This window comes from Rahnella selenatireducens, assembly GCF_046449555.1.
GTDB classification, from domain to species: domain Bacteria; phylum Pseudomonadota; class Gammaproteobacteria; order Enterobacterales; family Enterobacteriaceae; genus Rahnella; species Rahnella selenatireducens.
In genome coordinates this window covers 34,743-49,211 of record NZ_JBKEZJ010000018.1, presented here as the reverse complement: position 1 = coordinate 49,211, position 14,469 = coordinate 34,743, and the positions used below count along the sequence as shown (strand labels likewise).

Sequence of the window (14,469 nt, the reverse complement as noted above, 5' to 3'; positions counted from 1 at the left end):
AGTAAGTGACTGGGGTGAGCGGGTGCAGCCAACGCATAAACAGCTTGAAGTATGACGGGTATTTATCGGTTAATTACTTATCGGCTGTTTTTTCTTATACTTGCGCGTGATGTAAACTCAAGGAAAGAATAATGAAAAAAATCCTCTACCCTTTGGCATTTCTTGCCGTAATACCCGCAGTGGTCCACGCAGACGCCACTTCATCCCGTCTTGAACGTGTATTACAGAAAGGCTCGCTGAACGTCTGTACCACCGGCGATTACAAACCGTACACCTTTTTGAAAGAAGACGGCCAGTACGAAGGCATTGATATTGCCATGGCGGAATCACTGGCGGCCAGTCTGGGCGTAACACCGACCTGGGTGCCGGTCACCTGGAAATCGCTGCCAGATGAAATGAATGCCGGGCATTGTGATATCGCGATGGGCGGTATTTCCGTCACGCTGAAACGCCAGCAAAAAGCATGGTTCGCCAATGTGCTGGATCAGGACGGGAAAATTCCGTTGGTTCGTTGCGAAGATGTGCGGAAATACCAGACCGTTGAGCAGCTGAACAAATCCTCCGTTCGCCTGATTGAACCGGCGGGCGGCACCAATGAAGCTTTTGTTCACAGCCATCTGCCAAAAAGCACGTTGACGCTGAGCGATAACGTGACGATTTTCCAGAAACTGGTGGATAAGAAAGCAGACGTGATGATTACCGATGCGTCAGAAGCGCTATATCAGCAGAAACGCTATCCGAAACTGTGTGCGGTGAACCCAAAAAAGCCTCTGCAATACGGCGAGAAAGCCTACATGCTGCCGCGTGATGATATTAGCTGGAAGATGTATGTCGACCAGTGGCTTCACCTGAGTAAAGCCACCGGCGAATATCAGCAAATTGTGAGCCAGTGGCTGGCGGTGAAGAAGTAAACGTCAGTCGCCAATATACTGGCGGCAAACCCTTTCGCTGAGCTGCGTAACCAGTTCATACGCACTGATGCCGGTTGCCTGCGCAACGCGTTCAACCGGCAGTTCTGCCCCCCAGAAGATGACTTCATCGCCAACTTTGTCGGGCGCATCCGGCCCTAAATCCACCGTGATCATGTCCATCGAAACGCGTCCGACCAGCGGCACGATACGGCCATTTACCTGCACCGGCGTTCCGCTCGGCGCACTGCGAGGATAACCATCGCCATACCCCATCGCCACCACGCCGAGACGGGTGTCGCGATCGCTTGTCCAGGTGCTGCCGTAACCGACCGGTTCACCGGCGAAATGCTCGCGCACCGCAATCAGGCTGGAGGTCAGCGTCATCGCCGGTTGCAGGCCAAAATCGCTGGCGTCTCCGGTTTCCAGCGGCGATACCCCGTAAAGGATTATCCCCGGACGCACCAGACTCATGTGTGACTGCGGCCAGAGCAGGATCCCTCCGGAAGCAGCGATCGATTTTTGCCCCGGTTTACCGGCGGCAAACGCAGTAAAACAGGCCAGCTGCCTTGGCGTGGCATCGCTTTCCGGATCATCGGCACGGCAGAAATGACTCATCATATTAACCGGCTGAACAACATTTTTGCAGGCACTCAGGCGCTGATAAAACGCCTCAGCCTGCGCCGGGTTCACACCCAGACGGTGCATGCCGGTGTCGAGTTTCAGCCAGACATTCAGCGGTCGCGCCAACTGCGCGTTTTCCAGCGCGTCGAGCTGTTCGATGCTGTGAACGGCGGTATCGAGCTGATGCTCCACCAGCAGCGGCAATTCCTCCGGTGAGAAAAAACCTTCGAGCAGGAGAATGGGTTTAACAATGCCGGATTTACGCAGCGATAACGCCTCGCTGAGCCGGGATACGCCGTAATAATCGGCATCCTGCAAGCTGTGCACCGTTTCCAGTAAACCGTGCCCATAAGCGTTTGCTTTCACGACCGCAACGAGACGACTTTGTGGCGCAAGATGACGCACCCGTTGGAGATTGTGTCGCAGAGCGCGGCGATCAATGACAGCCGTAGCCGCTTTCATTTTGAATCCTTTAATGAAATGGAGAGTTTCCGAAAGCGGGGTTGAGAACCAAACCCCACCTGACCTCCCCTTCTGAAAGGGGAGGGATAAAGTCAAAACCTGAGACGTTAGTCTTCGTCGTATTGCGGGCCGCCGTAGTTATCAAACCGCGACCACTGACCGTTAAACGTCAGGCGAACGGTCCCGATCGGGCCGTTACGTTGCTTACCGAGGATGATCTGCGCGATGCCTTTTTCTTCACTGTTATCGTGATAAACCTCGTCACGATAGATAAACATGATCAAGTCGGCGTCCTGCTCGATGGAGCCGGATTCACGCAAGTCGGAGTTGACCGGACGTTTGTCTGCGCGCTGCTCCAGGCTTCGGTTCAGCTGCGACAGCGCCACCACCGGCACCTGCAATTCTTTCGCCAACGCTTTGAGCGAGCGGGAGATTTCGGCGATTTCCAGCGTACGGTTATCGGACAGCGCCGGAACGCGCATCAGTTGCAGGTAGTCGATCATGATCAGGCTCAGGCCGCCGTGCTCGCGGAAAATACGGCGTGCGCGGGAACGGACTTCGGTTGGCGTCAGGCCGGAGGAATCATCGATATACATGTTACGTTTTTCGAGCAAAATTCCCATGGTGCTGGAAATACGCGCCCAGTCTTCATCGTCGAGCTGGCCGGTACGGATTTTGGTCTGGTCAACGCGGGAAAGCGACGCCAGCATACGCATCATGATCTGGTCGCCGGGCATCTCCAGGCTGAAGATTAGGACCGGTTTATCCTGCATCATCGCGGCATTTTCGGCGAGGTTCATCGCAAACGTGGTTTTACCCATCGACGGACGCGCAGCCACGATGATCAGGTCAGATTTTTGCAGACCTGCGGTTTTCTTATCGAGATCCGCATAACCGGTCGATACACCCGTCACGCCATCGTGCGGGCGCTGGAACAGTTCTTCGATACGGGACACCGTGCTTTCCAGAATGCGGTCGATGCTTTTCGGGCCTTCATCCTTACTGGCGCGGCTTTCGGCAATCTGGAATACGCGGGACTCGGCTAAATCGAGCAGGTCTTCGCTGCTGCGACCTTGCGGATCATAACCGGCGTCGGCGATTTCGTTGGCGACGGAAATCATTTCACGCACAACGGCACGTTCGCGCACAATATCGGCATAAGCGCCGATGTTTGCCGCACTTGGGGTATTTTTAGAGAGTTCTGCCAGATAAGCAAAACCGCCGACTGAGTCTAAATCACCTTTTTGTTCGAGCGATTCGGACAGCGTAATCAGGTCGATCGGTTTGCTCATTTCCAGCAAACGCTGCATTTCGGTGAAAATCAGGCGATGCGGACGGCTGAAGAAGTCATTGCTGACCACGCGCTCCGCGACGTTATCCCAGCGTTCGTTGTCCAGCATCAGCCCGCCCAGAACGGATTGCTCAGCTTCCAGCGAATGCGGCGGAAGCTTCAGGCCTTCCATCTGACGATCGCGGGTTTCGTTCTGTTGATTGGTCGGTTTTTTTGCTGCCATCTGTGGATTTGTTCCTGCTGTAAGCGCCTGTTTTATGAGCGTCGACTTCCGAAAATCAGAAGCGCAACGTGCGCGTTAGTATAGGTCGTCATGTCTCATTTCAAAAGGGTATTAACCGGCTGTGCCTAAAATCTGGATTGTCCCGGCCATTTAGCCTAGGGTTGAAATCAGACTCCATCACGAGGGAAAAGCATGGCAAAGCGCATTCAGTTTTCTGAAACAGGTACACCTGACGTTCTGCAATACGTTGATTATCAGCCACAAGAACCACAGGCTGGTGAAGTTCAGGTTGAGAACAAAGCCATTGGTATTAACTACATCGATACCTATGTGCGCAGCGGTTTGTATCCACCAGCCAGTTTCCCTGCCGGTTTAGGCACCGAAGCGGCAGGCGTTGTCACCAAAATTGGCAGCGACGTGACCGGCATCAAACCGGGTGATCGCGTGGTGTATGCGCAGTCCGCGCTCGGCGCTTACAGCGAAATCCATAATGTGCCGCAGGAAAAAATCGCTCTGCTGCCGGATGCCATCAGCTTTGAACAGGCGGCGGCGTCGTTCCTGAAAGGGCTGACGGTTTACTATTTACTGCGCCAGACGCATGAAGTGCAGGCGGGCGAAACCATTTTATTCCACGCTGCCGCAGGCGGTGTCGGGCTGATTGCCAGCCAGTGGGCAAAAGCGCTGGGCGTAAAACTGATCGGGACTGTCGGTTCTGATGAAAAAGCTGCACGCGCCAAAGAAGCCGGTGCCTGGGCGACGATTAACTATCAGAAAGAAGATATCGCCACCCGCGTGGCCGAACTGACCAACGGCGAAAAAGTCGGGGTGGTTTACGATTCTGTCGGCAAAGACACGTTCGAAAAATCCCTGAACAGCCTGAAGCGCCGCGGTTTGCTTGTCAGCTTCGGTAATGCCTCCGGGCCAGTGAAAGGTGTGGATCTGGCGATCCTGAATCAGAAAGGTTCGCTGTTCGTCACGCGTCCTTCACTCAATGGCTACGTAACCAATCGCGAAGAACTGGCGCTGGCCAGTAGCGAGCTGTTTTCGCTGATTGCCAGCGGTGCGATAAAAGTGGACGTCAGCGACGCACAGAAATTCCCGCTCTCCGAAGCTAAACGCGCACATGAAACGCTGGAAAGCCGCATCACGCAAGGCTCAAGCCTGCTGATCCCGGGCAAGTAATTAACAGGCATATCTGCCAAACGATCCCCAAAGTCATTGGCGTTACAGCAAGGCAGCAAACGAGAGAATCCCGATGAGCTTACTCCGGTAAGTGATTCGGGTTGTTGAGTGCGGCTAACGCAGCTGTGGCGTCAAGGACAACGGGGAAGCGAATGCAAAAAAGGCTTCCAGAAGGAAGCCTTTTTTACTGCCTGATACAGACGACCTCTGAGTTCAGACGGGTACTGCTGTAGGGTACTGCCGGGTAAATCCGGAGGGCGGTGTCACTTATGCGACTATTGTGTGCCTCACCAGACTTGATGAATTCAGTTTGCGGCCTGCTGACCACGTATGAATTCCATCCTAACAGTCACCCATGTTAAAAAATATGATTTATGCATTTCGACCGCACATTCTGATCCAGCTTGTGATCGCCAGCACATAAGTAAAAGTTATAGATGTAACGTTTACATTTTTTTGTGCTCAAAACGCCGCCATCAACCTTTTCTATTTCATGAAGTTATGAAAACAACTTATCTTCCGATTTTTTTATGGCAGGCGGCGACGGCGATATTTAGGTTCGTCAGGCCGGATAAATGTCCGGTAAATCCAGACGGCGGCAACGGCCAAAATCAGCCACGGCAACATTTTAATAACAATCACGAAGAAGCCGCCCAACATCATCAAGCCAAATGCCACGATCAGCGCCGCTCCCATGCCCAGCAGGGAAATGCCGGTCAGCATCAGCATAAAGAAAAAACCAAGCACGAAGAGAATTTCCAGCATCGGGTGCTCCTTAATAAGCCAGTGTGCAGTAAGACGTAATGTCAAAACACGATGAAGCTATTACAAGAAGCGTGCCAGAGTAGCGTGATGAATAATTAACTGATTTAACAGGGGAAAACTTTTCGCAGGCGCAAACGGCCTGCGAAAAAATAGTGAATCTGACTAACTGATAGTGAATTTGCTCACGTCAATTTTGAAGGCGCTTACGCCTGAACCGGCGCTTCCTGCGGCTGGCTGACCATCGAAAGCGCCTGCTCAACGACATCAATGCCCGCACCCGCTTTGTGTGCGTTTTCGCTGAGATGACGGCGGAACTGACGCGCACCCGGTACGCCCTGGAACAGGCCGAGGATATGGCGGGTGATGTGGCCCAGATAAGTGCCTTTGCTCAGTTCGGCTTCGATGTACGGATACAGCGCGCGGATGATCTCCGGGCCGGTTTTCACCGGTGCCTGAGAGCCGAACAATGCCTGATCCACGCTCAGCAACATGCCCGGATTCTGATAGGCTTCGCGGCCTACCATTACGCCGTCCATGTGTTGCAGGTGCGTTTTGGCTTCTTCCAGCGTTTTAATGCCGCCGTTAATCGCCATCGTCAAATGGGAGAAATCACGTTTGAGCTGATAAACACGCGGGTAATCCAGCGGCGGGATTTCACGGTTTTCTTTCGGGCTCAGGCCGGAAAGCCAGGCTTTACGGGCATGAATGATAAAGGTATCACAGCCGCCGTTTTCAGATACCTGACGGATAAAATCGCAGAGGAATTCGTAGCTGTCCTGATCGTCAATCCCGATACGGGTTTTGACGGTGACCGGAATCGACACCACATCGCGCATCGCTTTGATACAATCCGCCACCAGCGACGCCTGACCCATCAGGCAGGCACCGAACATACCGTTCTGCACGCGATCCGACGGGCAACCGACGTTCAGGTTGATCTCGTCGTAGCCGCGTTCTTCTGCCAGCTTCGCGCAGTGCGCCAGATCGGCCGGATTGCTGCCACCGAGCTGCAAAGCCACCGGATGTTCTTCATTGCCAAAGCCCAGATAATCGCCTTTGCCATGAATAATCGCGCCGGTAGTGACCATTTCGGTATACAGCAACGTCTGGCCGGTCATCAGGCGATGGAAATGGCGACAGTGACGGTCGGTCCAGTCAAGCATCGGCGCAACGGAAAAACGCTGAGCGGAATATGGCTGGGTTGTGGACATGGCGTTTTGGGGCATTGCGTGTTGAGTTTCTGACATCGGCCTGACATTCGCTGAGGGGTTCGTGGCGCTCCCTCCGGCACGGCGGCCAGAGGGAAGTTAATCGCTGATTATACCACAGAACAAAGATTCGGCATCTTGCCCGGTTTAGCGGCTTTGCGACACGGCCGCATCGTCGGTTTTTCGCTCTTCGGCGGTACGGCTCAGACGCTGCTCCAGCACTTCCAGCGTGACGCCGCGCGTTTCCGGCACTTTGCACTGAATGAAAATCCAGCCCGCCAGACAAATCACCGCGTAGATAAAGAAGCTGCCCGCCGCGCCCAGCGCCGCGTTCATCAGCGGGAAGGTATACGTCAGGAAGAAGCAGGCAATCCAGAGCGCCAGCGTACCGACCGCCATAGCGTTGCCGCGCACACGATTCGGGAAGATTTCAGACAGCAACACCCAGGTTACCGGCGCGAGCGTCATGGCGTAAATCGCGATGGCTACCAGCACAAGCAGTAACACCGGTAATCCCATCACGCCAAAGGTGTAGGCCAGCCCGATCAGAATATAAATCACGGTCAGGCCCGCAGAACCGAGCTGCATCAGACGGCGACGCCCGATTTTGTCCACCAGCGGCAGCGCCAGCAACGTGAAAATCAGGTTGATGAGGCCGGTGGCGACAATCGATTTCAGCGTGTCGTTGATATCAAATCCGGCAGACGCAAAAATCTCCTGCGCATAGTTGAATATCACGTTGATGCCGCACCACTGCTGGAAAACCGCCAGCACAATGCCCATCAGCACAATCGGGCGAACACGCGGTTCCCACAGCGCCGAGAACGGCACTTTCTGGCTTTCAGAACCGAGAGAACGGCGGATATCCGCTAGCGTTGAACGCGCATATCCGGCAGAACCGATGCGGCCCAGAACCTTTTCGGCCTGAGCATAACGGTTCGCTTTCGCCAGCCAGCGCGGGGATTCAGGCACCACAAACATCAGCATTAAAAAGACTGCCGCCGGAATGGCTTCCGCACCAAACATGTAGCGCCAGCCGGTTTGTCCGTTCCAGCTTTGCAAAATATCGGCCTGCGCGGCGGCAGACGCCACGGGTTCAGCAATCATCAGGTTAATAAGCTGTGCGGCCAGAACGCCGAGCACAATGGTCAGCTGATTGACGGCGACAAAGCGGCCGCGTTTTTCTGCCGGGCTGATTTCGGCGATGTAAACCGGTGCCAGCGCTGAGGCCAGACCGATGCCAACACCGCCGGCAATGCGCCAGAAAACAAAGGCGTCGAAACTGAATGCCAGTGCCGTGCCGATACCGGAAGCGGTAAATAAGACCGCAGCGATAATCAGCGGCAGGCGACGGCCAAACCGGTCAGAAAGCGAACCGGAAACCGCGGCGCCCAGCACGCAGCCCAATAAAGCGGAACTCATCGCCCAGCCAGACATCGCGGCGTCAGTGATGCCAAAATACGCCTCGTAAAAAGGCTTGGCTCCCCCGATCACCACCCAGTCATAACCAAACAGCAAGCCGCCGCAGGCAGCCACCAGGCAAATCATCCATACGTAGGGCATATTCAAAGCTTTTGAGTCAGACATAATCATTCCTCATTCAGGCATGTTCGTCGCCGCACAGTGCAATACCGTGCAGCGACATTTGCTGTGTCAGGTGAGCGCCCGGAGATAAAATCGTCAGCGAGCCGCCGCCCGGCAAATGATGGTCATTTGCCGCATGGGTCATGGGTTCAATGCAGAAGAAGTCGTGCTGATAGCCGGGGTCGAAACGGGTATCAGAAATAAACAGGAAATACACCGGGCAGGCCGGTTGTGTAGTCAGCCGTAATTGCTGTCCGGCATCCGGCCAGACGATATCCGCCGAACCATTCCAGCCAGAAAATCCGTTATTCGTCCAACGGCGTGGCAGCGGCTGAGGGGTACAAAAATCCAGACCAGCGGGCAAATTTTGATGATGTTTCCCCGCCACACATTGCGCGTCTTCCTGCCAGTGCCCCGAAGCGGCAGCCTGCAAACGGGTGGATTCTGTCAGCGGGAAAAATGGATGCCAGCCCAGTCCGAACGGCAATGCGTAAGATGCCAGATTGGTGACGGTCATCGTCACCTCCAGCCGGTCGCCGTCGAGCGCAAAGTGCTGTTCGGCGCGGTAACAATAGCTGTCGCTGTGATGCTCAAAAATCAACGTCAGTGCCGTCGCACTCTGAAAAATACAGTCCCACTCCGCCAGCCAGCCGTCCCCGTGCAGGTAATGCGCATCGGCGGTATTCGGCGCCAGGCGATACGTTTTCCCTTCAAAGCTGAACGCATTCCCTTTCAGCCGGTTGCCGAAGGGTACCAGCGGAAAACACGCAGACTGCGCGGCAGGCGTTTCATCACTGAGCATAGCCGGACGCAGCAGCGGAAAATCCCCGCCGGAGCGCCTTGCGCTAAGCTGTAAAATCGCGCCGCCCGATGACGACACAGTCAGCGCAAGGTGGCGGTTTTCCAGAGAACAGAGCGGCATATTTTTCTCCGGTTAAGACGCAGGAAGCTGCGAGAAGAGATGCGCTTTTGCACAGGACGGATCCAGCGCAAAAATCTGTTGCAGCACATCATCGGAACCGTCGTCGTTCAGCCCGCGCAACGCCAGCGCGCGCACCAGCAAACAGTGGATACGATGATCTTTCTGACGGTCGCCGGTCAGCACCACTAAATCCGGCAATGACACCGCAAAGAAGTCGTCGGTGACCGGCTGCATTTCCGCACTGGCGGCCCATTCCAGCATCTGCGTGAAGACCTGACGACTCTGCGCCGGATCGTTAAGTTTGCGCAGCGCCATTCCCTGATAGAACAGATAATCGACCGGCTGATCGTTGTAATAACGTCGCTCGCCCATGCCTTTATCACCGGCCGCCGCACGCTCAAACCACGCCTGCGCCTGCTTATGCTGCTGTAGTTTTTGCGCGCAGACGCCCAGCCAGAAACAGATGTCATTGTCAGTCTGCCCGACCAGCCGCCCTTCGCTAAGGTTATGCGGATATTCCAGCGCCGACAGCAATAGCGCCTGTGCAGCAACCGCGTTTCCGGCATTCAGCGCTTCAAAGGCCAGCAGCTGTTTATTCATCAGATATTGTCCGGTGATCCGTCCTTCGCCACCTTCCCACGGATGGAACTGCCGGTCGGCCAGCAGCGCTTTCGCAGGCTGTAACTGACCACTGAGGTTATACAGGCCGAGCAATTCGGCGGTCAGATCGTCACGTTGTGTCGCTACCGGCAACAGTTTCTCCAGCCGCGCGAGACGGATTTGCGGCGGAACACCGGTCAGCCGGTTCAGCAAATCAGATTCAAACAGCAAACGGGCATCCTGTGGCTGTAACCGGCAGGCTTCTTCCAGACAGCGGCGCGCTTCTAAAGCATCGTGCTGGTGGTTCCACGCATAAATTCCCAGCCCGCGCAACGCATCGGCAAAGTCCGGTTCAAGCGTCAGACAGCGCTGCCAGCAGGTCACGGCGGAAGAAGTATTGCCTTTGCTGTAATGGAAAGAGGCCAGAAGATGCAGAGCAAAGGCGTCATCAGGCAATGCCCCCAGCAGGCGGACTTCCGCCAGCCATTGCGGGAAACGTACCCTGTCCGGGAAAACACGCCGCGCCATCTGACACAAGGCTTCGCGCCCTTCGTCCTCAAGGCTCGCACGTAAATACAACGGCAGTGTTTCCTGACTGTCGAGCACGCGCAGAGCTTCCCGCGCCAGCAAATCCTGCCCGCACTCTGTCAGTTGCATGGCGATATTCATGGCATTTTCGCCACGACGCCCGGTAACGCGGCGCAGTTCAGCGGCAGCGTCAGTGTCGGGCGCAAGGTGATAACGTAAAAAATGCAGAAGGTAGTGAAGCGGATATTGCTGCAAATGCATGTCGATAAATGGACGTGCATCCTGCCCGCTTAGGCACAGCAACAGAGCTTTCAGGCCAATCAGCCCGTAATGATTAGCCTGCGTCGCCAGCCCCTGCTCACAGAAATTCAGCGCCTGAGTGAACCGCTGGCGGCGGGTCGCAATCTGCGCCAGCCCGAAGTACCCGCCCGGTTTGGCGTTACCGCTCCACACGGCACGGTAATAACCGTCAAACGCGGCATCAAAATCGTCGGTTTGTGCCAGCGCACTGGCGCGGATCAGGCTCGCCAGGCCGCATTGCGGATTCTTATTCAGACGGTGTGCACGGCTCAGTGCGGCATCCGCCAGAGTGATAGCTTGAGAAAAATTCGCCCGGTTGTACTCCAGCGTCGCCAGCGCCAGATTGCAGCGATAATCCAGCGGGTCGAGCGCCACGCCGCGCCGGTAGTATTTCGCCGCGCCCTGACTGGCGTGGTTATACTGCTCAAGATGCTGGCCGATAAACCAGGCTTCATCGGCAGAAGTGATGTCCGCCGCAGGCAACGGCGCAGTGGCCGGCGAGGGCAGCGGCATTTCTTCAGCCTGATGCTCCAGATAGGTCAGCAATTCCGCGCCCTGTTTATCCAGCAAGCGTAAACGCAGACGCGCCGGGAATTCGCCGTGCAACTCGCCCTGAATCACCTCGCCCGGTTGCAGGTTTACAGCGTCTTCGAACAGAAGTTCGCTGCTCTTTTCACCGGCAATTTCCAGTCGTGCAACCTGTAACGGACTGACGGCGTAAACGCCCCATTTGAGCGTGTCACGGTGACGTTCAAGCTTAACTACTGCCTGCTCAGAAGCATTTTGCACCGTACCTAACCCGCTGTAAGGCAGGAAGTTTTGCACGAAACATTTTTCTTCGTACGCATCCAGCCAGGTGAAGTCCGGCTGATTATCGGTGAAGACGCCGGTCATCAGTTCGATGTACGGCCCGTTGTTGTCAGTAAGATTTCTGTCCCACGCACGGCCAAAATCGCAATTCCCCCAGGTCCACTGCTTTTTGCCCGGTGAAACATGATGGTCGGCGATGTGCAGTAATCCGCCCTGTTGATCGTGGTCATACGCGCCGACAAAGTCGAAGTCCGATTTATCCGCCATGTATGACGTCGGCACCGGAATGTTTCTGTAACGCGAGATATCGACGCCCGCGGAGTAATCCACTTTGTAGTAAGTGCCGGTGGCGATCGGGAATGAGGAGACGTCGCGTTTGCCGTGATCAAAAACGGCAGTGACATCCGCCGGGAATACGCTCTGATGACCGTCGCCGCCGGTGACTGCGGGGTTCGCCCACCACAGGAAATGGCGCGGCGTCGGGTTGCCATTATAAATTTTGGCGCTGATTTCCAGCAGCGCTTTGTCCGGATACACCGTGAAACCGGTCATCACCTGCAAACCGCGCATCGGCTCAACTTCACCCATCCAGACCGTTTTCGCGCCGTTCTCCTGCTCTGCAATCGTGAAATCCACCGGCATAAAAGTGGTCGGGCGGTGATGTTGCGGCCAGTTAAATTCAATGCCGCCGGAAATCCACGGCCCGAGCAAGCCGACCAGTGCCGGTTTCACGACTTCGTTGTAATACACAAAATCGCGCTGTTTTACTTTGTCCCAGGCGCGATGTACACGCCCGCCAAGTTCCGGTAACAGCATGATTTTGATGTAATCATTTTCCAGATACAGCGCCTGATAAGTTTTCATGACTTTCTCACCGGTCAGCGTATCGGTCACGCCGTACGGATAGACCGCGCCGGACGAGCCCTGATACACGCGATGCGCCAGAAACATCGGGTGCGTGTCCTGTTTCCCTGTTAACCAGGTCGGTAAATCCACCGCTTCCTGCCAGACTTTGACTGTTCCGCTCATGATTTGTCCTCAATACGTCATACCGAAATATCAATTTCGAGAGTCTACGCAACGTACAAAAGGCGCGGATCCGCTACGGTCACGCAATTCAGTAAACGGGGTTTAGTAAATGCCGATGGAAGGATTAAACAATTCGCGGGTACGTCAGTTTAATAAACAGGTGCTGATGACATTGCTTTACCGGAAAAAAAACACAAGTAAATCAATGTTGTCTCGACTTTCACATCTGTCGATCCCGGCTATCAGCAAGATCCTTGATGATCTGCAACACAACGGGCTGATCACCCATAATCCGGTGAATTTACATTCCCGCGGGCTGGGCGGCGGCAGTTATCAGGTCGCCACAGATGGCAGCACGATCCTGTGCATGAACATCACGCCTTATCGCATCGAGAGTATTCTGGTAAACCGGCTGATTCTGCCGTTGAGTGATTATCAGCTGACGGATATTGCGGTCAAAACGCCGGAAGCGCTGCTGGCGCAGATCGAGGCCTGTTTTCATCGGTATCGGAAGAAATTCCCCGGACTCAAAATCCGGCTGGCGCTGGCGATCCACGGCCAGGTCAACCCGACCACCGGCGTATCTCAGCGCATGCCGCAGGCACCGTGGACCGGCGAAATCGAGATTAAATATTTACTTGAAGATAAGTTGCAAACCGAAATCCTGATGGATAACGACTGCATCATGCTGGCGCTGGCCGAGAAGTGGCAGCACGCGAACGAACAGCATGATTTTTGCGTGATCAACGTCGATTACGGTATCGGATCTTCTTTCGTGATCAATCAGCAGATTTATCGCGGCAGCCTGTTCGGCAGCGGGCAACTCGGGCACACGATTGTCGATCCGCAGGGCAGCCGCTGCGCCTGTGGCCGCTACGGCTGCCTGGAAACGCTGGCTTCGCTGTCGGCGCTGAAGAAAAAAGCCCGCCAGCTTATCGCGGCAGAAAATCCTTCGCAGGCACTACGCACACCGGGCACGCAGGAGCTGATTGACCGCTTTCATCAGGGCGACGCGGCACTTTGCGCGCAGGTGATGGAAGGTGCGCGGGCGCTGGGGCTGAGCCTGTACAACTTCCTCAATATTTTGAACATTAACCGTATTTATCTGTATGGCCGCAGTTGCGGATTCGGCGACGACTGGCTCAACGCCGTGCGGGTGCAGAGCGGACTGAACCCGTTCGACAGAACCGACCACGTTAAAACGCTGGCGACACACATCGCGCCCGGCACGCTGAGTCGCGAGCAGCAAATTATGGGTATCGGCTATCTGTATGTGGAAAAGGCATTGGAAAGTATGGCGGGTTGAGCGGCGCATAATTCGTCGATCTGGCTGAAGCATGATAAAATTAAGAATGGCTGCATGATGTGGCCTATTTATCCCAATCTGCGCTCAGAGAATGTTGCTATGACCCTGAATAATCCAGAAAAATTACTTTCACAAGCTGAAGAACTTTGCCAGCAACGCAATGTTCGTCTTACACCGCAGCGGCTGGAAGTTTTGCGACTGATGGCGCAACAACCCGGTGCAATCAGCGCCTATGATTTGCTGGATCTGCTGCGCGTCAGCGAGCCACAGGCCAAACCGCCAACGGTTTACCGGGCGCTTGATTTCCTGCTGGAACAAGGGTTTATTCATCGGGTTGAATCGGCTAACAGCTATGTGCTTTGCCATCATTTCGAAGAGCCGAGCCACACTTCCGCGCTGTTTATCTGTGATCGCTGCGGGCTGGTCACGGAAAAAACCACTGACGGCATTGAAGAACGTCTGGCGAAACTGGCGCATGAATCCGGTTTTGAGTTGCGTCATTCGGTCGTTGAAGCGCATGGCTTATGTGCCGAATGCAAAGTTGTTGAAACCTGCGACAGTCACGATCATTGCGAACACGACCACAGCATTGTTGTGAAAAAACGTTGATAAACAGTTGTTTTTGAATGGGTTTTAAAAATCCTAAAGCGGAAGGGTTTTCACGCAGCTGAACGGATAATTTAAGGTGCTGAAGGAAGATATTGAAGGTTGGGTACATCCTTGTACC

Annotated in this window: 11 protein-coding genes; 4 read left to right on the top strand and 7 right to left on the bottom strand. The window is 54.8% G+C overall.

Features of this window, described 5'->3' with window-relative positions:
* Positions 1–131 precede the first annotated feature (131 nt).
* Positions 132–911, top strand: coding sequence for a transporter substrate-binding domain-containing protein (locus tag ACLBVC_RS21755; RefSeq protein ID WP_410151352.1), 780 nt, complete (start codon positions 132–134; stop codon positions 909–911).
* A gap of 3 nt (positions 912–914) precedes the next feature.
* Here the strand turns inward: ACLBVC_RS21755 and alr are convergent, their stop codons facing one another.
* Positions 915–1,994 (bottom strand): alanine racemase, encoded by a 1,080-nt coding sequence (alr, locus tag ACLBVC_RS21750; RefSeq protein ID WP_410151351.1) that lies wholly within the window; start codon positions 1,992–1,994, stop codon positions 915–917.
* Between the two features lie 107 nt (positions 1,995–2,101).
* Positions 2,102–3,508 (bottom strand): replicative DNA helicase, encoded by a 1,407-nt coding sequence (gene dnaB / locus ACLBVC_RS21745; RefSeq protein WP_101074864.1) that lies wholly within the window; start codon positions 3,506–3,508, stop codon positions 2,102–2,104.
* 192 nt (positions 3,509–3,700) lie between these two features.
* Between dnaB and ACLBVC_RS21740 the strand changes: the two genes are divergently transcribed.
* Positions 3,701–4,690: a quinone oxidoreductase gene (locus tag ACLBVC_RS21740; protein WP_410151350.1), complete on the top strand. Its 990-nt coding sequence runs from the start codon at positions 3,701–3,703 to the stop codon at positions 4,688–4,690.
* A gap of 528 nt (positions 4,691–5,218) precedes the next feature.
* On the opposite strand, the gene pspG is transcribed toward ACLBVC_RS21740, so the two are convergent.
* The 5 genes from pspG to ACLBVC_RS21715 all read right to left on the bottom strand — a co-directional run bounded on the left by pspG (position 5,219) and on the right by ACLBVC_RS21715 (position 12,436).
* Positions 5,219–5,455, bottom strand: a complete 237-nt coding sequence (gene pspG / locus ACLBVC_RS21735; protein ID WP_410151349.1) for an envelope stress response protein PspG — start codon at positions 5,453–5,455, stop codon at positions 5,219–5,221.
* A 203-nt stretch (positions 5,456–5,658) separates the two neighbouring features.
* On the bottom strand, positions 5,659–6,702 hold the full coding sequence (gene dusA / locus ACLBVC_RS21730) for a tRNA dihydrouridine(20/20a) synthase DusA (RefSeq protein WP_410151348.1): 1,044 nt from the start codon (positions 6,700–6,702) through the stop codon (positions 5,659–5,661).
* Positions 6,703–6,810: 108 nt separating this feature from the next.
* Positions 6,811–8,250 carry a sugar porter family MFS transporter gene (locus ACLBVC_RS21725; RefSeq protein WP_410151347.1) on the bottom strand — a complete coding sequence of 480 codons (1,440 nt, stop codon included), beginning with the start codon at positions 8,248–8,250 and terminating at the stop codon, positions 6,811–6,813.
* A 13-nt stretch (positions 8,251–8,263) separates the two neighbouring features.
* Positions 8,264–9,169, bottom strand: coding sequence for an aldose 1-epimerase (locus ACLBVC_RS21720; protein ID WP_410151346.1), 906 nt, complete (start codon positions 9,167–9,169; stop codon positions 8,264–8,266).
* Positions 9,170–9,181: 12 nt separating this feature from the next.
* Positions 9,182–12,436 carry a DUF5107 domain-containing protein gene (locus tag ACLBVC_RS21715; RefSeq protein WP_410151345.1) on the bottom strand — a complete coding sequence of 1,085 codons (3,255 nt, stop codon included), beginning with the start codon at positions 12,434–12,436 and terminating at the stop codon, positions 9,182–9,184.
* Between the two features lie 109 nt (positions 12,437–12,545).
* Here ACLBVC_RS21715 and ACLBVC_RS21710 point away from each other — a divergent pair, with 109 nt between their 5' ends.
* Together ACLBVC_RS21710 and zur are read left to right on the top strand one after the other, a co-directional pair.
* Positions 12,546–13,742 (top strand): ROK family protein, encoded by a 1,197-nt coding sequence (locus tag ACLBVC_RS21710; RefSeq protein WP_410151344.1) that lies wholly within the window; start codon positions 12,546–12,548, stop codon positions 13,740–13,742.
* 99 nt (positions 13,743–13,841) lie between these two features.
* The gene (gene zur, locus ACLBVC_RS21705) at positions 13,842–14,351 is read left to right on the top strand and encodes a zinc uptake transcriptional repressor Zur (protein WP_410151343.1); all 510 of its coding nucleotides are present in this window, start codon (positions 13,842–13,844) and stop codon (positions 14,349–14,351) included.
* The last annotated feature ends 118 nt before the right edge of the window (positions 14,352–14,469 follow it).

What these genes read in the sequence shown, in the direction of transcription:
- ACLBVC_RS21755 (WP_410151352.1), top strand. Translation starts at nt 132, where the DNA reads ATGAAAAAAATCCTCTACCCTTTGGCATTTCTTGCCGTAATACCCGCA.
- alr (WP_410151351.1), bottom strand. Translation starts at nt 1,994, where the DNA reads ATGAAAGCGGCTACGGCTGTCATTGATCGCCGCGCTCTGCGACACAAT.
- dnaB (WP_101074864.1), bottom strand. Translation starts at nt 3,508, where the DNA reads ATGGCAGCAAAAAAACCGACCAATCAACAGAACGAAACCCGCGATCGT.
- ACLBVC_RS21740 (WP_410151350.1), top strand. Translation starts at nt 3,701, where the DNA reads ATGGCAAAGCGCATTCAGTTTTCTGAAACAGGTACACCTGACGTTCTG.
- pspG (WP_410151349.1), bottom strand. Translation starts at nt 5,455, where the DNA reads ATGCTGGAAATTCTCTTCGTGCTTGGTTTTTTCTTTATGCTGATGCTG.
- dusA (WP_410151348.1), bottom strand. Translation starts at nt 6,702, where the DNA reads ATGTCAGAAACTCAACACGCAATGCCCCAAAACGCCATGTCCACAACC.
- ACLBVC_RS21725 (WP_410151347.1), bottom strand. Translation starts at nt 8,250, where the DNA reads ATGTCTGACTCAAAAGCTTTGAATATGCCCTACGTATGGATGATTTGC.
- ACLBVC_RS21720 (WP_410151346.1), bottom strand. Translation starts at nt 9,169, where the DNA reads ATGCCGCTCTGTTCTCTGGAAAACCGCCACCTTGCGCTGACTGTGTCG.
- ACLBVC_RS21715 (WP_410151345.1), bottom strand. Translation starts at nt 12,436, where the DNA reads ATGAGCGGAACAGTCAAAGTCTGGCAGGAAGCGGTGGATTTACCGACC.
- ACLBVC_RS21710 (WP_410151344.1), top strand. Translation starts at nt 12,546, where the DNA reads ATGCCGATGGAAGGATTAAACAATTCGCGGGTACGTCAGTTTAATAAA.
- zur (WP_410151343.1), top strand. Translation starts at nt 13,842, where the DNA reads ATGACCCTGAATAATCCAGAAAAATTACTTTCACAAGCTGAAGAACTT.